This window comes from Furfurilactobacillus entadae (assembly GCF_045862745.1).
Taxonomy (GTDB): domain Bacteria; phylum Bacillota; class Bacilli; order Lactobacillales; family Lactobacillaceae; genus Furfurilactobacillus; species Furfurilactobacillus entadae.
The window spans coordinates 41954-60775 of sequence record NZ_BQXN01000004.1 but is presented as its reverse complement, the minus strand read 5'-3'; the positions used below and the strand labels follow the sequence as shown (position 1 = coordinate 60775).

The following is an 18822-nucleotide window of genomic DNA, read 5'->3' as shown; positions in this document are numbered from 1 at the left end:
GGTGGAGTCCTTTTTTGTGCCGTTTTTGGTCATGGTTACACACTGGTCACCAGTTAACGGAGGCATCCGACCATGAAGAACTAACTTCTTGTTGAACCACAACGCATTTATAACAAGGAGGTACCCCCTTATGTTTAGTTTACAAGCAACCAATTTATCGATCACACGGCAACAGCACGTTTTATTTACCATTCCTCAGCTGATCATTAACCCCGGCGACCGCATTGGGCTCGTCGGTGCAAACGGCGCCGGAAAGACAACGCTCATCGGTTTGCTTACCGGGACCGTTAGCCTCACCACCGGGACCATCGACCGGCGGATTGATCCCGTTGTTGTGCCGCAACTACACCACGATGACACAAAGAGTGGCGGTGAGCAGACGAAAATGGCTATTTTAACGGCCCTTCATCAACACCCCCAGTGGTTAATTTTAGATGAACCTAGCGCCAACCTCGACGTCAATAACCAAACATGGTTGATCCAGCAGTTGCAGCGCTTTTCTGGCACGTTACTTCTCATTTCCCACGATCAGCACCTGCTGGATGCCGTCACCACCAGTACCTGGCAATTAGCTGATGAAACGGTCACCCCGTTTGCTGGAAAACTTTCAGCCATGCAAACCATGCAGGCAGCTCAACGTGATCACCAGGCGGCAGCCTATAAAACGTACCGAAAACGCCAGCATAAATTAGCCGTTGCGGCCCGAAAACGTGAAGAACGCGCTGCCAAAATCACCAAGCCGAATCCGCATAACCACAGCGCTAACGAGCTCCAGGACATTAAGAGTGCCCTTCGCAACAATCAGGGCAAAATGGCCAAAACGGCACGGGTGCTCAGTCAACGCGGCGATGATCTTGCCCCCGTGGCTAAACCAAAGACCGCTGCCCACACCACCCTCCGTGCAACTCAGTTTGCCACATTGGGGCGGCACGTTCCCGTCCGCATTGAAAAGCTCCGCCTGACGATTGGGTCAACCACACTCAGTGACTCCCTTTCACTGACCGTTCGCCCCGGCCAGCGGGTTGCCATTACTGGTCCAAATGGTTGTGGAAAAACAACCTTACTGCGTGCCATCATGGCCCATGAACAACCGGCCATTCACGTTAACGACGCTGTTTCATTTGGGTACTTTGCCCAGGACATCAGCACTTTGATCCCAACGGACAGTGTTTGGACCACCGTTCGTGCGCGCAGTAGCCAACCCGATGCGACCCTGCGAACGATTCTGGCTGAATTTGGGTTTTCTGCTGGCATGCTTGATCAGCCAACCGCATCTCTTAGCGGCGGGCAGCGCGTCAAACTCAGTCTCGTTGCCGTTTTGACTAGCGAGGCCAACGTTTTGGTGTTGGACGAACCCACCAACTATTTAGACTTGCCCACACTTCAAGCACTCACCACGTTTCTTAGTGAGTACCCCGGGACCGTTTTATTTGTTTCCCATGATCAGCAGTTTGTTCAGTCGGTTGCCACGAACATCTATGACCTAACGCCCCATGGATTAGTTGATCCAACCCATGCGGTGGCGCGACAAAAACCACGGTCATCTGCAACTCGTCAGGCCGAAAACGACGCTCTGTTGGCTTCATTTCGGCATTTGGATTAAGATCACACATAACGTCGCCAATAGAAAAGCCCACCTGTGGACAAGTTGTCCACAGGTGGGCTTTTCGTTAACCATTGGTATCCGCGTATCGGTCACTTAGCGCGACACGTTGCGCGCGATTGTCGGCAAAGTTAATGGGGCGCACCACGTACACTTCTCGGCAAAAACCCGCCAAGCTATTTGCAACGTGTTGTGCCCGCGATTGCTTTTTACACAATCCGTAGACCGTTGGCCCTGTCCCGCTCATTTCAGCAGCATCTGCACCAAACCGCAACATCTGTTCCTTCAGATGATTGATCGTTTGGTGGTGCCTAGCCGTAATCGGTGTTAACACATTGGTCACGTTCTGACAGATCCCCTCATAATCGCCCACCTCAATGGCCGCGATCAAAGCATCGGGCGTCGCGTGTTGCAAGGCCTGGTAGTCGATCTGCCGTAAGATGGACGGTGTCGACACACTCACCTTTGGCTTGGCAATCACGATCCACAGCGGTGGGAGCTTTGGCAGCAGTTCGATCTGCTCACCACGTCCCGTCACGTGCGCCGTTTGGCTCCACACGCAATACGGCACGTCTGCGTCGATCTTTAACCCAAAATGACATAATTCTGTCCGGGTCAAACCGAGTTGCCACAGATCGTTTAGTCCCCGAAGGACCGCAGCGGCATCCGAGGATCCGCCACCCATCCCGGCCGCCACCGGAATGTGTTTTTCGATGTGAATGTTAACAGCCTCATGACGATTAAACGTGACCGCCAGTAAATGGGCAGCCTGATAGGCTAAATTTCGATGATCATTGGGTAAAAAACCACTATCCGTGCTCACCTTAATGCGGCCGTTTCGCCCCAGCGTCTTAATGGCTACATAATCGGCTAAATCAACGGACGTCATCACCATATCCCACTCTTCGTCACCATCTTTATGGTTAAACGGCGTGTCCAAATTCAGGTTGAGTTTGGCAGGCGCCTTTTCAAGAATTTCCGTGGTGTCACCCCCAGTCTGTTCGCAAGAAAATAACTACCGTTAGTATATTACAGACGCTAGCTTAACGTCTATACCGGAACATCACATCGGTTAATTCCACAAAAAAAGCGCCCCATTTATTGAGGGCGCTTTTTTGCGATTTCACCGGATGAACAGATTATTCTTCATCAAAGGCAATTTCAATATTTTTTGTTAACACATCTGTGTAACTGTAAGAGACTCGTTCAAATGAATTCTCCTCTTGGTCGAGGTCAACCACAAAAACAGCCGGATACGTTTCCCGCAGTGTGCCACGGCGCTTTGTCACTTTCTTGCGACCGGCCTGAGCGACAACCATTAACTTTTGCCCTAATTTGGCATCCAGTTTGGTCTTGATACTTTGTAATGTTGCTGGCATGCAATTCACCTCACATGCATAACAGTATAGCACGGTCAACCCTTAAAAACAATTGTTCCGTAGTAGAAACCCCGGACATCCATCGCTTAACTAAAAGACATCGTGCGTGTGTAAACCGTTTGCCAACGCGATGAACTCGTCTAGTGACAGGCGTTCAGCCCGAATTGACTGTTCAATATTTAATTCAGTTAATGTTTCTGCCATTGCTAATTTTGTTTCATCTGCTTTGCCAAAAATGCTTTGCAAATTGTTCCACAGACTCTTCCGCCGGTGTGCAAAACACCCGCGAATAAGGTGAAACAGCGCGCTTTCACTAAATGGCAACACTGCCAATGGTTCACGTGGCGTTAACGCAACGATGGCTGAATCTACATTGGGTTGAGGAATGAACGCGGTGCGAGGCACCGTGAAGGCCAATTTAGCCTGCATTTTATACTGCACTGCTAACGTCAATGCACCGTAAGCCTTCGTTCCAGGCTTGGCACTCAACCGTTCCGCCACTTCCTTTTGCATCATCACCACGATGGCATCAAAATCAATTGGTGCACTGACGAGTCCCATCAAGATTGGGGTTGTGATGTAATACGGTAGGTTAGCCACCACCTTGACCGTGTGCGCATCCGGCAAGTGTTCGCTAATTGCAGCGGGCAGATCCACTTTAAGGATGTCCGCGTTCACAATTTCAACGTTGTCGTATGGTGACAGCGTGTCAGCCAACACCGGCAATAGCTGCCGGTCAATTTCAAATGCCAGCACACGATTGGCGTTTTTCGCCAGTTGCTCCGTTAATGCCCCGATCCCGGGGCCCACTTCGATCACATCGTCTGCCGGTGTAATGTTAGCTGCTTCCACGATGTTGTGCAAAATGTTGATGTCAGACAAGAAGTTTTGCCCGAGACTCTTTTTCACGGCGATGCCGTAAGTATTCATGATGGCGCGTGTTCGGACAGGGTTTGCAATGTCCGGACGGGTTGCGTGGTTCTTGTCAGTCATGTGTGCTCCTTGAATGTTCCTGTTATGAATGCGTTAACGGTGGCAGACTGGCAACGGCCGCGGCAAAGTCTTGCCGTGACACTTGAAACAACTGCAATCGTTTTAACAATTGCTTTCCGTTGACGTAGCCTAAATTGAGTTGTTCACCCAATTGTTCCCGCCGTTTCCGTGAATCTGGTTGACCAATCAACCCAGCTGCCAATAGATCCGTTTGGTTGATCACTGGTGTAAACGTACTCGACCCCGTTGATAAATGGGCCAGTGCGTCCTTAATCACATCCGGGGTTGCGTGTTCAACGCCCAGACTTCCACCAGCATTTTCTGGTACCCCCTGCTTTTTGGTGATAAACGCGTGCTTTGCCTCAGGCACCGCCGCAGTAATCAGTTTTCGCAGGCGCTCACCGTTGAAATCAGGGTCCGTCATCACAATAACGCCCCGGGTTGCTTGCAACTGCTTAATCTGTGCTAACATCGCTTTATTTAGCGCTGAGCCATTCGTTTCAAACGTGTCAGCGTCCACCGCTTGCAGGATCCGTTTGGTATCGTCCTTGCCCTCAACGACCAGAACTTCTTTAATTTTCGTCATTAATCCTCAATCCCAAAGAACCGATTAGCATTGGCATACGTGTGATCCGCAATGGTTAATGGATCCTCATCACGAAGTTTTGCGATGGCCTGCACCGTAAAAATCACGTTTGCCGGTTCATTTTGTTCACCACGGTGCGGTTCTGGCGTCAGGTATGGGGCATCTGTTTCCACCATCATGGCGTCTAACGGTGTTGCCCGAACTGAATCGTGAACCTCGTGTGCATTTTTAAAACTCGCAACACCCGAGTACGACACGATCATCCCGAGATCAAGGAACCGCTTCAGCCATTCAGGATCACCGTTAAAACTGTGCATTACCCCGCCAACATCACGAATGTCGACAGCCTTTAAAATCTTGTACACGTCTTCAAAGGCGTCGCGATCATGAATGATGACTGGCTTGTGCAAGTCCTTGGCAAGGTTAAGTTGCCGTTCAAAAATCCGTTTTTGATCCGCCACCACTGCATCTAAATTATCAACGTGATAGTCCAACCCGATTTCACCCAGTGCCATCACGCGGTCATCTTGTAACTGACCAATCATTGTTTCTTCCACAGCATCGTTATAATGAGCCACTTCCTCTGGATGCCAGCCCACCGCCGCCCACATGTTAGCGTGCCGGTGTGCCAGCTCGATTCCGCGTTCATTCAACACTGCGTCCGAGCCAACGTTCATGATTCGGGTGACATGGGATGCGCGCGCATGTTGATCAAACACCGCCACGTTTTCATAAAACGAATCATCATTTAAATGTGTGTGCGAATCAAAAATTTCCATTTGCTTTGTCTCCACTCAGGTAACGACTGGCTAGCCCAGCACGTCCCCGTTATTCAATCCTGCTGGTACTTCAACTAACGTGACCTGACCGTCATGCTCCGTTGATAACAGCATTCCCTGACTGATTTGACCACGCATTTTCCGTGGCTTCAAATTCGTCACAGCCAACACCTTTTTCCCGATCAACGTTTCGTAGTCAGGGTACCATTCGTGAATCCCTGAAAGGATCTGCCGGTTTTGTTGGTCACCCGCATCAAGCCGGAATTGTAACAGCTTGTCAGCACCCTCAACGGGCTTCACGTCGATCACTTCTGCAACCTTGATTTCTGTTTGGTCAAAGTCCTCAAACTTAATCTCTGGTTTCGTTAAGGATAATGTGACGTTTTCTGGTTCCCACTTGGCGTCGGCATCGGCAGCCATGGCGGCCCGGCCCTTCTTCTTATCAGACTTAGTCATTTGTGCTTGAATGAAGTCCGTCTCAGCCGCGGCATCTAGGCGGGGGAAGATCGGTGTTCCCTTGGCGATCACCGTACTGCTTGGCAAGTCACCGAAGGTTAACCCCATGATCTGCATGTCTTCTGGTTCCGTTGACAAGCCCAATTGACCCAAGATTTCCTTCGGTGCGTGGGTCATCACTGGTTGTAACAGCAACGCGATCACGCGCAAGCTAGCAACCAAATGGCTCATGGCTGATGCTAGTCGGTCTGCATCACCAGCCTTTTCACCCTTTGCTAACGTCCATGGTTCCGTTTCATCAATGTATTTATTGGTCCGCGCAACCAGTTTCCAAATGGCGGACAGGGCGTCAGCGTAGTGCAAACTTTCCATCAATTCATGGTACTCAGCGATGACCGTCGCTGCCGTTTCCTCTAAGTCAGCGTCAGGGCCGTTAACGCCCGCCGCAAACGTTGGCACCGCACCATCATAGTACTTGTTGACCATGGCGACCGTCCGGTTCAACAGGTTCCCAAGGTCATTTGCCAGATCATAGTTGACCTTATCGACAAAGTCTTCCGGCGTAAAGTTCCCGTCGTTTCCAAACGGCATGGCCTTAAGCAGGTAGTAACGCAAGGCATCCAAACCGTACCGTTCAACCAGTGTTTCTGGATAGATGACGTTCCCCTTAGACTTACTCATTTTGCTGTCTTTCATTAACAGCCAGCCATGACCGACCACGTGTTGTGGTAACGGAAGGCCCAGTGCATGTAACATGATTGGCCAGTAGATCGTGTGGAACCGGACGATTTCTTTACCAACCATTTGCACGTTTGCTGGCCAGAACTTGTCAAAGTTTGTCTCGTCCTTGCCTGCGTAACCCAACGCCGTAATGTAATTAGAGAGGGCGTCGATCCACACGTAGATCACGTGCTTAGGGTCGGTCCGAACGGGCACACCCCATGAATAACTGGTCCGGGAAACAGAAAGGTCTTCCAAACCAGGTTCCAGGAAGTTTTTCACCATTTCGTTCATCCGCGTACTTGGAATGATGAAATCAGGATGTTCCTTGTAGTAGGTCATCAACCAGTCAGAGTATTTACTCATCTTGAAGAAGTAAGACTCTTCATCCGTCCACACAACGTCGTGACCAGATGGCGCTTTCCCACCCGTAACGTTACCGTCTGCATCATGTTCAACTTCAGCCAGCTGTGATTCCGTGAAAAATTCTTCATCATCCACGGAGTACCAGCCTTCATAACGGCCTTTATAGATATCACCCTGCTTTAATAACCGGTCAAAAATTTCTTGAACGGCGGCTTCATGATCCGCATCCGTTGTCCGAATGAACTTATCGTTACTGATCTCCAGTAATTTCCATAAGTCCTTGATCTGGTCAGCCATGCCGTCAACGTATTCCTTTGGCTGTTTGCCTAAGGAAGCCGCTTTTTCTTCAATTTTTTGGCCGTGTTCGTCCGTCCCGGTCAAGAAGAAGACGTCATTGCCCATTAAGCGACGGTACCGTGCCTCTGCGTCCACCGCAATCGTTGTGTATGAGTTCCCAATGTGCAGCTTCCCTGAAGGGTAATAAATTGGCGTTGTAATGTAATAAGTCGGCTTTTTTTCTGCCATGAAACAATCTTCTCCTTTGATCCGTAAGTGCTGGGCCGCTCAGTGGTTCACCTGGCACCATAACACTTCTTATTAGTCTGAATAAGTATACCATAGCACTTTATGTCGCTTCGCAACTTTCTTGGCCGTAAATGGCTAAAATAAGTCCATCTGTGTCGGGCCCAGTCCAGTAAAGGACAACCCTAACTGATCGCGCAACGTTTCGGCATTTCCGGCCGCATCACGGTGCCCGTTATTATTGAAAATAACGTAAGTATTATCCACCCGTTCGTTTACTGCATTAATTGATTTTGCCAGTGCAGCGAGTTCGTCGTCAGAGTAGTGATAATTCGTTCGCTCCGTTTGCCAGCCACCCTCACGGTTCAACCAGCCCCGCCGATTTTGCCCATGAAGGCGAAAGTAGGCCGCACTGGGTGTTGTGACCGCAGGGGTAAACGGGACGCCCTGATTGCCATCAAACGGTTCATCCGCGATGACATACGTGAGGTTCAAACTGGTCAAATAATCAAGCACATCCTGGCTAAGTCCGCTAGCATACCAACTTGGATCACGAAATTCAACGGCAACCGGTAACGTTCCCATTCGTTCACGAACCTCACGCAGATAGCGAATGTGGTCGACCGTCCGCGTGAAGAACGGCGGAAACTGAAATAGCACCGTGGCTAGTTTCCCCGCCTTAACCAAGGGGGCAACGGCCTGGCGAAACTGAGTAAATGTTTGCCAGCGTTCACTGTCGCTCACCGGTTCATTTCGATCATCATGGTGTGTCATCACCTGGTGCGCTTTTAAGATGTACTGAAATCCGTCTGGTGCTTGGTGGGCCCACTTAGTTACCGTACTCACGCTAGGAACCCCGTAAAACGGTGTATCCAGTTCAACCAACGGAAACACACCCACGTATTCATCAAACCGAACTGGGCGATCTTCATCATGGATCAAGTGCGGATGACGCGTCCACGTTGATAAACCAATTGTAATCATTTTGCTTCCCCCTCGACTAAAAATGAGTGTTAAAGAAAAGCAATCAATCTCCCGAAACTTGGGAAGTTGATTGCTTTGATTTAAGCGGAATGCCGTGGCCGTTGGCGCAGGTTATTAACGATCCCCCTGCGTCGCAACCCCTCTTCGTGCATTCGACTGCCCTAACAAGCTTATTTAAACTGCCGGACAACGCTTGATTCCTCTTCGGAAAGCTGATGCCCCTGAAGGGTACTGATCAAGGCTAGTCCTTGTCGCCGGTAGTTGCCGCGGATGCCAGAAAATGACCAGCTAATCACCGCAAACAGCATTGTGACAACACCAGCATTTGTCCGTGACATTGCAACACCAAACAGCATTGCTTGTTGTGCACCGAAGAACACCTGCCACGCACCGTAAAACATTAGGAAATCAAACAGCAACTGAAATCGGTTCATCCACCGCATTTGTGCAAGTAGGTTCCCCAAACGGGCAAACACATCTTCTCGTGTCATTTCTGTCACCCACCTTTCATCTTAATTACATTAATTGTAAGAAACCTAACTTAAAAACGCAATTGATTTAGCCTCGGAGCGCTTGGAAAAAGTCGGTGGCGTCACCTTGGTACTGAGCAGTTACATCACCCGCTGTAATGGGTTCATTGTTCACAACAACTAACTTAGCAGTCGGTTGGCGGTAGTTGATCAACCCTGCAAACGGATACACCCGAAATGACGTGCCCACGATAACCAATAGATCCGCTGCTTCAACGGCCTGAACGGAGCGCCGTAAGACGTCATTGGCAATGCCTTCGCCGTACAACACGATGTCCGGGCGAATCACCCCATGATCAGGTTCATGAATCATGGACGTTAAGTAATCCTGCCAGGCAATTGGCGCCTGATCAACCGTGCAGAAACAACGGTACAGGTTGCCATGAAATTCAACCACCTGCTCATTTTTGGCGCGGCGATCCAAATTATCCACGTTCTGGGTGATCAATGACGCCCGCCCCTGATTGCATAAATCTGCGATCACTTCATGGATCACGTTTGGCTGGGCCTCTGGAAAGTACATATTATCCTTTACAAAGGCGTACAGAAGCTCAGGTTGGTTCACCAAACAATCATGGCTCAGCAAATACTCAGGCGGTAAGCCGTGAAATTTATCCGCGTACAGGCCGGTTTTAGACCGATAATCCGGAATCCCTGAGGCCGTTGACACTCCGGCCCCCGTCATAAACGTAATGTGGTTTGCTTCGTCAAATAACTGGCGAAGCGCCTCACTCATTTCCGCTGCCATGAATGTGCCCCCTTTTATCAATTAATCACGAACACTGTATGCAATGTGCTGCTGTTCCAAAAAGTCTTTGACCGTCATGTCATAAATGCCTTTAAAGTAGCTTGCCCCTTCATCGTCTGCTTGCGCAGGTGGTGTTAAGACAAACGCATTTTGGCGATCAGAACGATTTAACCCCACATAGGCGCGTTCACCCGTGGCCTTGTTTTGCAGGTCGGAATGGAAGACCTCAAATAATTGCCGAACCTCTAGACGTAACTGCCGGTCACTCAGAACACTTGTCACGGAGGTGAAGGCCGTACTGTTCAACGCTGGTAGACCCCAATCCGTCAGCTGATCATCAAACGCTTTGAACAGTTTAACCAATGCCCGCCGCATGCCAAATGGACTAGTCACTGGTTTTTCCGTGATGGTGGCAAATAACTTTTGGGCAGCCGCAAATGTTAGTGGGAAGTTTGTTTGTAACTCATCTTCATGGTCGCTAATGGCGTCACCAAAGAACACGAGCGCGTCTAACATCACCAGTAACCGCAGCGCATTCTGATCGTCATCACGCTTCCCAGTTTCTGGTTCAACCGTCGCAAAGATTCCGTCGTAATACTGACTCTTAACGGTGTCATCAATCAAATCATGCCCCGCCAAGGCTGGGAAAATCACCATGTGGTTTGCAATGTTGTACAGCTGGGTGGTCAATGCCATCAGCTGTGTATCCAGTGCCTCATCGCCCAGCGTCAGGTTAAAGTACACCTGTGGAAAACCTTGAAGCAACAGCAGTAGATGGGTTAATTCATGCGCCGCTGAGTACTGTGGTGCGGTGATGTCGTCCACCCAAATCAACAGGCGATCCTTCAACACATGTTGTTGAACCTGATCATCGCGCACGTAACCGGCATGATGATCCCCAAATTGAACCATCACGGTTCCGGGAAACAGGTCGTTAACTTGATCCAGCAATGCCTGGACCGCTGGTGTTAGTTTAATGTCTGCCATAAAAAGCTCCTTTTTAATGTTCATTCAGTCGTAATGACTTCTCCTTGACTAATCAGACGATTCCGTCTTATTTAACCTTGCCACGATGGCTGTTGCCAACGCCGCTGACGGATGCTCATGTTCCTGTAATTCCGTAACAACGAGTGGCACTTGGGCAACCGTTGCGCCCGCCGCCACCGCTAAATTGCGGTACTGAAGGCGCATGTGTCCTTGCTGAATCCCCTCGCTCACTAACGCCCGTAACGCGGCCAAATTTTGTGCAAGCCCGACCGCAACGGCCACCTGATTCAGTTCAGAGACGGTCGTTACGTCAACCACCTGGCGATTGACCGTTGCTAACGGCAACGATGCGGTTGCCCCGCCAACTAGGCCGAGGTGCATGGGCATGGTCACCCGACCATGTAATTCATTGCCAACCACCTGCCACTGGCTTAACCCACGGTACTGACCATCACGGGCCGCGTACGCATGGGCACTGGCCTCAACGGCACGCCAATCGTTTCCGGTTGCCATGACCACTGCGTCCACGCCGTTCATCAGCCCCTTATTATGGGTCGTTGCCCGGCTAACGTCTAATTGGGCAATGCGGCTTGCCGCCTCGATGCGTTGGGCCACAGCTAAACCATCCGTTGCGTTCCCTTTGGCAAGGTCAGCAACCGTCACCGTTGCCGTCACGGTCACCACGTTGGCCTGCCCGTCATTTGCCAAAATTGCCATGACCGGGTGGTGTTTCAACACGTCCTGTAAATGGTGACCAAGGGCCTCTAACATGCTGTTCATTACATTAGCCCCCATAGCCGCCGCAGTATCAACGAAAAGGTCAACGCTAACGAACCCCTCGCCTAATCCACGAACTGCTAACCGTTTCGCACCACCACCATGACGCTTGATCGATGGATGGGCGGCATCCGCTAAGGCCAATAATGCCGGCGTCGTTGCCGTAACCACCCGCTCAATCTCAGCGACCGTCACCGTTTGAAACACAACTTGGCCCATCAGCAGGTTCGTCACTTGCTGTCCGTGCATCCCCTGACCTGTACTGGTCATTTTACCACCATAACTTGCAGCCGCCACAACGGACGGTTCCTCCGTCACCATGGGAACCAGGTAGTCACGGCCATTAAGCCGAATACCGGCTGCCAACCCCGTTGGCAACCGGTAACTTGTTAGATAGTTTTCAATTAGCAGTGCTTCTCTTTCGCTCGCACTGTCTGCCACTTCTTGCCGCTGCATTGCTGTCAGCGTCCCAACCTCGGTGGCTAGATCGACCCGTTCCTGCCATGTTAGGTTGCGAACGTTTGCAAACCGTTTATCCACAAGGGCCTCCTCCTTACTGTTGATACTGTGGGCGTTGACTGACGTACTCTGAGACCAGTCCTTCACGCACACCACTTTCCGAGAAAATCACCCGGTCCGAATCAAGTAATTGCAGTAATTCAACCAGTGGCAGCATGCCACCAACGATAATGTCTGCCCGGTCGTACTCAAGCCCGTCAATTCCTTGACGCTGCTTGTTATTTTTTGAAATCAATTCATCAAACGTGTCAAACACCGTTTCCGTTTTTAACCGGTAGCCGTGAATGTCTTCGACCCGAACCATTTTCTGCGCTTTCCGGTTGATTCGTGCCAATGTCCGGTTAGCCCCGCCCAGCAACACAATCGGTAAATGCATGGCTGCACTCAGCCACCAGATGTCTTGGAGCCGTTTCCGAACAAAGACCTGACCAGAAAACAAGTTCCCGGCCGTAATCACATCGCCAAAATGGAATTGCTCAGATAAGTTGACCGCACCAAACGGAACGCTGATGAGATTTTTTGCCTTTCGGTTGACCACGTGGATCAACTCGCAACTGGCCCCACCCGTGTCTAAAATCACGCAATCATCCAGTGGGAGCGCGTTAACAGCCCCTAAAAAATCATAGTACGCCTCGTCATCACCTGACAGGACTTGTAGGTTAATGCCTGCTTCATGTTTGACCCGGGCCAAAAAATCGGCCTGATTGACCGCCTGCCGAACCGCCGCCGTTGTGATCGCCCGAACGGTCAAATTCGGCAACCCAGCGTAGAGCCCCTTAAAGCTATTCATTGCCTTAATGGTTCGATCCATAGCCACCTTTGTTAACTTTTTTTCTGGGCCCATGCCCTCCGAAATCCGCGTGTCTTCTTTGACTCGCTTGACCTCTTTAAAACTGCCATCACTTTCGATTTGGGTGATTCCCATTCGCACCGAATTGGAGCCCAGATCCACAATTGCTAAATTTTCCATGTCTGCTTTGCCTCGCTCATTTCGTCCACAGTCTGTCTATTAGCCAGTTTCTCGTGGTTAGCGTTGTGTAAAGTAGTTGATCCCCATTGCGTCACGAACTTCTGTCAGTGTGGCGTTGGCCACTTCGTTTGCGTGAGCGGACCCTTCTTCAAGCACCTGGCAAACGTAATCCATGTTGGCCGCAAATTCTGCGCGGCGTGTGCGGATGGGCGCTAGTGTTGCTTCCAATACTTCGTTTAAGTACCGTTTGATCTTCACATCACCCAGACCGCCAGCTTGATATTCGGCCTTTAAATCAGCAACATGGGCCTTATCAGGATCGAAGATATCAAGGTAGGTGAACACCGTGTTGCCCTCGACGTGGCCGGGATCACTGACCTTAATGTGCTCAGGATCTGTGTACATGGACATAACTTTTTTCGTCACCGTATCCGCATCATCTGATAGATAGATGGCGTTTCCAAGCGATTTACTCATCTTGGCGTTCCCGTCAAGACCAGGGATCCGGCCTTCACCCTTTGGTGGAAAGACGCCTTGTGGTTCAACTAAGATGTCCTTGTTGTACGCATTGTTAAACGAACGCACCAGTTCACGGGCCTGTTCCAGCATCGGCTCCTGGTCGTCACCAACGGGAACCGTTGTGGCCTTAAACGCCGTGATGTCCGCTGTTTGGCTCACGGGATACGTTAAGAAGCCGGCCGGAATACTTTGACCAAACCCTTTTTGAGCAATTTCTGTTTTAACCGTTGGGTTCCGTTCCAACCGTGCTAACGTTACCAGGTTCATGTAAATCATCGTCAGCTCGTTTAGGGCCGGAATCTGTGACTGAACAAGGATCGTTGATTTTTTCGGGTCGATTCCCACGGCAAGGTAGTCTAACGTCACTTCCGTCAAACTCTTCCGAATCTTTTCGGGATCGCGCGCGTTGTCCGTTAGGGCCTGCATGTCCGCGATCATAACAAACGTCTCGTAGTCCCCAGAATTTTGAAGGGCCACCCGGTTTCGCAACGACCCCACGTAATGTCCAATATGTAACTTACCGGTTGGCCGGTCACCCGTTAAAATAATTTTTTTTGCTGTCATCTTTTAGCATCCTCCTCAAAAAAATTTACAAACACAAACCACGAAAAAACCGCCCAATGAATGAACACCGTTTACATTAATAAACGGTTCATTGCATAGGACGGTTACCCGCGGTGCCACCTAAATTGATCACTGTTGATTTCCAAGACAATCCCCGGTCCAACAACGATCCCCTTCATTATTAGCATGATTTAACTTCATCAGTTACGGCACACAAACGCCCACTTCGCGACCACTGGTTGTCTCTCAACACCACAACCTTGCTGTTGTTGGTCCTACTATACGTTGCCACCTTCAGGTAAAGTAACCGATAAATTAAGTATAACGGCTTTTTAAAAGCCTGTCAAAACCCATCATGCCGCGTCATCGAACTGTAATGCAACATCATTGACAGGCACCGCTTTGGCGCCTAAAATTGTTGAAGCTTGTGGGTCTGATCCCCACACCACGGTACGTTTAACCACCACCGGTGACGCATAGCTGTCCTGGTGGTGCTTTTCACGTCCCATTGTCGTCACTCACACCTTCAGGAGGGCCATGGAATGGAAAACAAAGATCGTCAGCAAGAACAACAACGTGTTGATCACGTCATGGCTGAAATTGACCGGCAACTCACAGAAAGTGAAAAGCAGTTGACCCGCGCGCATGATGAAACAAGCGCCATTCAAAAAAACTACGCGGATAATGCGTCGGTCAATACGTTTGAAATCGATGACGCCATGGAAACGAACGCACAACTGCAACAACAGCGGCAGTTAGTATACCTTGCCGTCACAAATGAAACCACGATCAGACAGCAACTCGGAAACCTTCAGGAGCTTCACGCCTCACCTTACTTTGGCCGAATCGACATTCGCGATGCTGGTGACACAAGCGACGAATCACTCTACATCGGTACCTTCTCGCTCACTGACCCTGACCAAAATTTCCTCGTTTACGATTGGCGGGCCCCCATTGCCAGTATCTACTACAACGGTACGTTGGGCGATGTGACTTACACAACGCCAGCCGGTCCCCAACACACCACGTTGAACAAAAAACGCCAGTTCACCATTCAAAATGGTCAGATCAAAAACATGTTTGATACCAACGAGACGGTGGGCGACGAAATGCTTCAGGCGGTTCTTGGTCAGCAAAACGACGCCGTGATGCAAAACATTGTTGCAACGATCCAAAAGGAACAAAACGACATCATCCGTGATACACGGTCTGACTTACTTGTCGTTCAGGGCGTAGCTGGTTCTGGGAAGACATCCGCCATTTTACAGCGAATTGCGTTTCTGCTTTACCATAGTCGTAACGGCGGTGGCAGCGAACTGCAAGCCGATCAAATGGTGCTCTTTTCGCCCAACCGCCTGTTCAGTCACTACATTTCAGAGGTGCTACCTAGTCTTGGTGAACGCAACATGCGGCAGGTCACCCTGGCTGAATTCCTTAGCCATCGATTGCAGGGCATCACCGTTCAAAGTTTGTTCGAACGCTACGAGGCCGACGCACAACACATCAATCCTGTTACAGCTGACGTGCGTGACTATCTTGAAAGCACACAATTAGTCGATGACGTGACGGCTTACAGTCACCGGATCGGCACTGGTAACTTAAAGTTTGCAGACATCTTATTAGACGGGCGTCTCTTCTTCACAAAGGAAGCAATTGCGGCCATTTACGCTGACCAGCCCGAAAACGCGGCGACCGCTGACCGGTTCTTAGCCACTAAAAACGTGCTGATCAAACAATTAAAGGCACGGATTCGGACCGATGCCAAGGAAGATTGGGTGCGCACTGAGCTGGACACCCTTGATGAGGAACGTTACCACGATCTTCTCATTAACCATGACGGAAAGTTTAAAACGCTTGATGCAGAAATTGCCTACGCCAGTCGTGAAATTGTTCGCCGCCGGTACCGCACCATCTACGACGCCCTTTACAATAACTACTTTCTGGATATTTACCGTCAGTACGACCACTTCTTAGAAACGGTGACCCCAACGACTGTCACAACGGCCAACTGGGCAAAGCACCGTCAGGACGTGGCAATGGCCGTTGAGTACCACCAGTTAGGGCTAAGTGACGCAGCACCACTCCTCTTTTTACGGGACTTCATTACCGGTGGTGGTCAAAATCGCGGCATCGCCTACATCTTTGTCGACGAAATGCAGGACTATTCTTTGGCACAAATGTGCTACCTGCACCATGCCTTTCCACGGGCTAAGTTTACGTTACTTGGGGACAGTGAGCAGGCCCTCTTTAATCCGCTTCAAGAACCACACGTATTAATGGACCGGTTGGCTGAAGCCTTTAACGCGAAACGACCAAACCTCATTTCATTGAACCGTAGTTACCGGTCGACGCTGCCCATCACCAATTTTGCTAAGGACCTTCTCCCGGATGGTGATCAAATTCAGGCCTTTAACCGTCCGGGCGATTTGCCCCGAATTTTATTGCGGTATAATGAAGTCGACGCCCTAGAGGCCACATTAAGTTCTGCCGAGGCCGAGCTGGCTGAATTTGGCACCGTCGCCGTTTTAACGAAGGATTTGGCGGATGCACGTAACGTTTATCAATCACTCCACGGACATGTGCCTGTGACCCTGCTCAATGATGCGGATCGAACACTGCCACAAGGCGTGGTTGTCCTTCCCGTGTACCTTGCGAAGGGATTGGAGTTTGACGCGGTCATTGCTTACGATGTTTCTCATGATACTTACCCAGATGAATCATCCATCGGCGCGTTATACACCATTGCCTCCCGGGCCATGCACCATCTGGTGTTAATTAGTGTCGGTGAAGCCAGTCCACTGATCACGGGGGTGACCCCTGAATTATTATCCATCGAGCACGAATTGTCATAACCACATTTACGGTGCAAAAGTCACCGTAAATTAGAAAGAGGCCCTTATGAAACTAGATTTTTCCGTCGCTGTCCACAGTCTGCTTTACCTGGATGAACACAGTCCCCGCAAGGTTACGAGCGCTGAACTGGCCAAATCATTACACTTGAATCCCGTCATGATTCGCAACATTCTGTCCGTTCTTCATAAACAGGGCTACATTGAGGGATCAGTGGGCAAAAACGGTGGCTATCTGCTTCATCAAGCCCTTTCCAGCATGAACGTTGGTGACCTTTACGACCTAACGATTCCACCAACCATCAGTTATGCGCGCTTTATTACCGGTGATTCAAAGGGCTTAGCCACGGATACGCCTGACGCTAACGACATCTCAGCTAATATTAGTGAGACCCTGACCGACCTTTTTACCTTAGCCGACGCAGACTACCGTAAGTTCTACCACCGGTTTACCATGACCGATCTTAAAGAAGACATGACCAACCACGGCCACTTTACGCGGCTGACCGAAGATAAATAACGTGCTAATAAACAAAAATCGTGCTCACTAAAGTGAGCACGATTTTTAATTGTCTTTAACTGCCGCATGTTGACGCGCCAGCGTCCACCGAAGGAGCAGTGGCGCCACCAACGTTGCCAACACGATGACAAAGATCATATCCACATACAGGCCACGCGCCAACAAATGGGCGTTGAACCCAATTTGTGCGGTAATCAAGGCCATTTCGCCGCGGGCAATCATCCCGGTTCCCACAACCTGACTACTTGGCCGGTCAAAACCAGTCAGGCGGGCACCGATTTCCCCACCCAAACATTTTGTCAAAACGGCCAAAATGGTCATTAATAAGATGAATGGTAATGAATCGACAAAGTGCGTAAACGAAACGTTTAGGCCAATACTAACGAAAAATACGGGGACAAAAAAGGCGTTACTGATTGGTTCAATGTGGTCATCGATTGCTTGTTTAACCGGTGTTTGGGCCACTGCAATTCCAGCAAAGAAGGCGCCAATCGCCCCAGACAGCCCCACGAGTTCGGCTAACGCCGCCATTCCTAAACAAATGACCACGGCCGTGACTGTCCGGGCTGTCGGAATCAGTAATCGTTCACTCAGACGCATTAGCATCGGTGCAATCCACCGAACCAACAAGTACGCACCCACAAAAAACGCCGCCTGAAAGACCAACTGAACGCCCAGGCTGTTTGAGGCCCCGTGTGTTGCCCCACCGATCAGTGACACCATCAAACTTAGTAACAGCACGCCTAAGATGTCATCGGCGACGGCTGCACCCAAAATGGTTGCCCCTTCACGTGAATCCAACGCGTTAAATTCACGCAGGACCACCACGGAAATACTGACCGAAGTTGCGGAGAAGACGACGCCAATGAAGAGAGCCTCCGTCCAACCATACCCAAACAGGAAGCTCGTCGCCCCCATTAAGGCAACTGGCAAGATGACCCCGCACACCGCGACCGCCAATGCAGGCCGCAGATACTTTCGAAGCCGACCTAAATCACTTTCAAGTCCCGCCATAAACATCAGTAAAATAACACCAATGTTTGCAAACTGGGTTAAGACAAGTGATTCATGAACCCACCCGAGAACCCCCGGGCCAACCACAATCCCAATCAATAGTTCACCAATGACCGCTGGAATCCCGATCCGCGCCGACAAGTGCCCTGCAAGTGTCGTCGCTACCAGAATTAAAATCAGTGTGCCAATAAACGCCATTAACTTTACGACTCCTTTATTCGGATGTCTGCCACATCACCCGGTTCCAAGTTCAACTCGTCATTAAAACGGACCCTAACTTGCATTCCATTATAATACGGATCTACTCCACCAGTCACCTTTAAGGAACCCATCACCAACCGGTAAATGCAAAGAATTTGCTTTCACAGCGACCCTCAGCGCCACAAAAAAGCCTGATTACAAACGCCCTTGTAAAAGGCCATTTGTAATCAGGCTTA

At 50.1% G+C, this 18822-nt stretch carries 18 protein-coding genes; 3 read left to right on the top strand and 15 right to left on the bottom strand.

The genetic code is table 11. The annotated features are described in order from the left end of the window. Window positions 1-130 precede the first annotated feature (130 nt). Entirely contained in the window at window positions 131-1603 is a 1473-nt protein-coding gene (locus ACKTR5_RS02965; RefSeq protein ID WP_407879047.1) for an ABC-F family ATP-binding cassette domain-containing protein, read from the top strand. A 67-nt stretch (window positions 1604-1670) separates the two neighbouring features. On the opposite strand, the gene ispE is transcribed toward ACKTR5_RS02965, so the two are convergent. The 14 genes from ispE to ACKTR5_RS02895 form a co-directional block, all read right to left on the bottom strand. Beyond that, window positions 1671-2579: a 4-(cytidine 5'-diphospho)-2-C-methyl-D-erythritol kinase gene (ispE, locus tag ACKTR5_RS02960; RefSeq protein ID WP_407879157.1), complete on the bottom strand. Its 909-nt coding sequence runs from the start codon at window positions 2577-2579 to the stop codon at window positions 1671-1673. A 163-nt stretch (window positions 2580-2742) separates the two neighbouring features. Then, window positions 2743-2982, bottom strand: coding sequence for a Veg family protein (locus ACKTR5_RS02955; protein WP_407879045.1), 240 nt, complete (start codon window positions 2980-2982; stop codon window positions 2743-2745). Window positions 2983-3072: 90 nt separating this feature from the next. Continuing rightward, complete coding sequence (rsmA, locus tag ACKTR5_RS02950; protein ID WP_407879043.1) at window positions 3073-3975, bottom strand: 16S rRNA (adenine(1518)-N(6)/adenine(1519)-N(6))-dimethyltransferase RsmA; 903 nt, start codon at window positions 3973-3975, stop codon at window positions 3073-3075. A 22-nt stretch (window positions 3976-3997) separates the two neighbouring features. Next, the gene (gene rnmV, locus ACKTR5_RS02945; protein WP_407879041.1) at window positions 3998-4561 is read right to left on the bottom strand and encodes a ribonuclease M5; all 564 of its coding nucleotides are present in this window, start codon (window positions 4559-4561) and stop codon (window positions 3998-4000) included. Further along, window positions 4561-5340 carry a TatD family hydrolase gene (locus tag ACKTR5_RS02940; RefSeq protein WP_407879040.1) on the bottom strand — a complete coding sequence of 260 codons (780 nt, stop codon included), beginning with the start codon at window positions 5338-5340 and terminating at the stop codon, window positions 4561-4563. Before ACKTR5_RS02940 ends, rnmV begins: the two co-directional genes overlap by 1 nt. 30 nt (window positions 5341-5370) lie before the next feature. Continuing rightward, window positions 5371-7407, bottom strand: a complete 2037-nt coding sequence (gene metG, locus ACKTR5_RS02935; protein WP_407879038.1) for a methionine--tRNA ligase — start codon at window positions 7405-7407, stop codon at window positions 5371-5373. A gap of 135 nt (window positions 7408-7542) precedes the next feature. Then, entirely contained in the window at window positions 7543-8388 is an 846-nt protein-coding gene (locus ACKTR5_RS02930) for a DUF72 domain-containing protein (protein WP_407879036.1), read from the bottom strand. Window positions 8389-8558: 170 nt separating this feature from the next. After that, a complete protein-coding gene (locus ACKTR5_RS02925) occupies window positions 8559-8879 on the bottom strand; it encodes a hypothetical protein (RefSeq protein WP_407879034.1) in 321 nt (106 codons plus the stop codon). Window positions 8880-8946: 67 nt separating this feature from the next. Further along, window positions 8947-9666 carry an NAD-dependent protein deacylase gene (locus ACKTR5_RS02920; RefSeq protein ID WP_407879032.1) on the bottom strand — a complete coding sequence of 240 codons (720 nt, stop codon included), beginning with the start codon at window positions 9664-9666 and terminating at the stop codon, window positions 8947-8949. 21 nt (window positions 9667-9687) lie between these two features. Next, a complete protein-coding gene (locus tag ACKTR5_RS02915) occupies window positions 9688-10653 on the bottom strand; it encodes an IpaB/EvcA family protein (RefSeq protein ID WP_407879030.1) in 966 nt (321 codons plus the stop codon). A gap of 48 nt (window positions 10654-10701) precedes the next feature. Further along, the gene (locus ACKTR5_RS02910) at window positions 10702-11970 is read right to left on the bottom strand and encodes a hydroxymethylglutaryl-CoA reductase, degradative (protein ID WP_407879028.1); all 1269 of its coding nucleotides are present in this window, start codon (window positions 11968-11970) and stop codon (window positions 10702-10704) included. Window positions 11971-11983: 13 nt separating this feature from the next. Then, window positions 11984-12919, bottom strand: coding sequence for a Ppx/GppA phosphatase family protein (locus tag ACKTR5_RS02905; RefSeq protein WP_407879026.1), 936 nt, complete (start codon window positions 12917-12919; stop codon window positions 11984-11986). A gap of 57 nt (window positions 12920-12976) precedes the next feature. Beyond that, window positions 12977-14002 carry a tryptophan--tRNA ligase gene (gene trpS, locus ACKTR5_RS02900; protein ID WP_407879025.1) on the bottom strand — a complete coding sequence of 342 codons (1026 nt, stop codon included), beginning with the start codon at window positions 14000-14002 and terminating at the stop codon, window positions 12977-12979. Window positions 14003-14355: 353 nt separating this feature from the next. Next, window positions 14356-14520 carry a hypothetical protein gene (locus tag ACKTR5_RS02895; RefSeq protein WP_407879023.1) on the bottom strand — a complete coding sequence of 55 codons (165 nt, stop codon included), beginning with the start codon at window positions 14518-14520 and terminating at the stop codon, window positions 14356-14358. Window positions 14521-14544: 24 nt separating this feature from the next. On the opposite strand from ACKTR5_RS02895, the gene helD reads away from it, so the two are divergent. Together helD and ACKTR5_RS02885 are read left to right on the top strand one after the other, a co-directional pair. Further along, the gene (helD, locus tag ACKTR5_RS02890; RefSeq protein WP_407879021.1) at window positions 14545-16854 is read left to right on the top strand and encodes an RNA polymerase recycling motor HelD; all 2310 of its coding nucleotides are present in this window, start codon (window positions 14545-14547) and stop codon (window positions 16852-16854) included. Between the two features lie 46 nt (window positions 16855-16900). Continuing rightward, the gene (locus ACKTR5_RS02885; protein ID WP_407879020.1) at window positions 16901-17371 is read left to right on the top strand and encodes an Rrf2 family transcriptional regulator; all 471 of its coding nucleotides are present in this window, start codon (window positions 16901-16903) and stop codon (window positions 17369-17371) included. 45 nt (window positions 17372-17416) lie between these two features. Here ACKTR5_RS02885 and ACKTR5_RS02880 read toward each other — a convergent pair whose 3' ends face one another. Continuing rightward, window positions 17417-18583 carry a cation:proton antiporter gene (locus tag ACKTR5_RS02880; RefSeq protein ID WP_407879018.1) on the bottom strand — a complete coding sequence of 389 codons (1167 nt, stop codon included), beginning with the start codon at window positions 18581-18583 and terminating at the stop codon, window positions 17417-17419. Window positions 18584-18822 lie beyond the last annotated feature (239 nt).

Excerpts from the sequence above, each read along its gene's own strand:
- ACKTR5_RS02915 (WP_407879030.1), bottom strand. The coding sequence starts at position 10,653 with ATGGCAGACATTAAACTAACACCAGCGGTCCAGGCATTGCTGGATCAA.
- rnmV (WP_407879041.1), bottom strand. The coding sequence starts at position 4,561 with ATGACGAAAATTAAAGAAGTTCTGGTCGTTGAGGGCAAGGACGATACC.
- ACKTR5_RS02905 (WP_407879026.1), bottom strand. The coding sequence starts at position 12,919 with ATGGAAAATTTAGCAATTGTGGATCTGGGCTCCAATTCGGTGCGAATG.
- ACKTR5_RS02880 (WP_407879018.1), bottom strand. The coding sequence starts at position 18,583 with ATGGCGTTTATTGGCACACTGATTTTAATTCTGGTAGCGACGACACTT.
- ACKTR5_RS02965 (WP_407879047.1), top strand. The coding sequence starts at position 131 with ATGTTTAGTTTACAAGCAACCAATTTATCGATCACACGGCAACAGCAC.
- ACKTR5_RS02885 (WP_407879020.1), top strand. The coding sequence starts at position 16,901 with ATGAAACTAGATTTTTCCGTCGCTGTCCACAGTCTGCTTTACCTGGAT.
- ACKTR5_RS02920 (WP_407879032.1), bottom strand. The coding sequence starts at position 9,666 with ATGGCAGCGGAAATGAGTGAGGCGCTTCGCCAGTTATTTGACGAAGCA.
- ACKTR5_RS02940 (WP_407879040.1), bottom strand. The coding sequence starts at position 5,340 with ATGGAAATTTTTGATTCGCACACACATTTAAATGATGATTCGTTTTAT.
- ACKTR5_RS02930 (WP_407879036.1), bottom strand. The coding sequence starts at position 8,388 with ATGATTACAATTGGTTTATCAACGTGGACGCGTCATCCGCACTTGATC.
- rsmA (WP_407879043.1), bottom strand. The coding sequence starts at position 3,975 with ATGACTGACAAGAACCACGCAACCCGTCCGGACATTGCAAACCCTGTC.
- trpS (WP_407879025.1), bottom strand. The coding sequence starts at position 14,002 with ATGACAGCAAAAAAAATTATTTTAACGGGTGACCGGCCAACCGGTAAG.
- metG (WP_407879038.1), bottom strand. The coding sequence starts at position 7,407 with ATGGCAGAAAAAAAGCCGACTTATTACATTACAACGCCAATTTATTAC.
- ACKTR5_RS02955 (WP_407879045.1), bottom strand. The coding sequence starts at position 2,982 with ATGCCAGCAACATTACAAAGTATCAAGACCAAACTGGATGCCAAATTA.
- ACKTR5_RS02925 (WP_407879034.1), bottom strand. The coding sequence starts at position 8,879 with ATGACACGAGAAGATGTGTTTGCCCGTTTGGGGAACCTACTTGCACAA.
- helD (WP_407879021.1), top strand. The coding sequence starts at position 14,545 with ATGGAAAACAAAGATCGTCAGCAAGAACAACAACGTGTTGATCACGTC.